The 489-nt window shown below is 64.4% G+C and carries 1 protein-coding gene; it reads left to right on the top strand.

Features of this window, described 5'->3' with window-relative positions:
- Window positions 1–18: 18 nt before the first annotated feature.
- Window positions 19–489: phosphopantetheine-binding protein (locus F8279_RS29855; protein ID WP_151501727.1), on the top strand; the 471-nt coding region annotated here is incomplete at its 3' end.

The following is a 489-nucleotide window of genomic DNA, read 5'->3' as shown; positions in this document are numbered from 1 at the left end:
AAGGTCCGCGGATACCGGGTGGAACTCGGCGAGATCGAGACTGCCGTGAACCAGTACGCCGGGGTTGGGCGGAGCTGCGTGCTCGCCGTGGACGAGGGACACACGAAGCGCCTGGTCGCCTTTTTCGTACCGATTGGTGGCGCGGACGACGCCCTGGCACCGGCCCTGCGCCGGCACCTGACCGACATCCTGCCGGCCTACATGATCCCCGACCAGTTCATCTCGCTGCCCGACCTGCCACGTACCGCCAACGACAAGGTGGACCGCGAGGCGCTGCTCCAGCACGTCGTCATGTTCGACCGTCCTGCATGGGGGAAATCCGTCGTGACCAATCCTTGTACACCGACCGAAGCTGCCGTCCTGGGGATCTGGCGTGAGGCACTGGAGTCGACCGCGAATTTGAACGTCACGGACAAGTTCTTCGAGGCGGGCGGCAATTCGCTGCGCATGTTCCAGCTCTTCTGGCGCCTCTCCGAGATCTATCCCGGT

The sequence above is a fragment of the Micromonospora sp. AMSO1212t genome, from assembly GCF_008868145.1.
GTDB classification, from domain to species: Bacteria; Actinomycetota; Actinomycetes; order Mycobacteriales; family Micromonosporaceae; genus Micromonospora; species Micromonospora tulbaghiae.
Note: the sequence above shows the minus strand (reverse complement) of the source record. Positions and strands in the feature narration are given on the sequence as shown.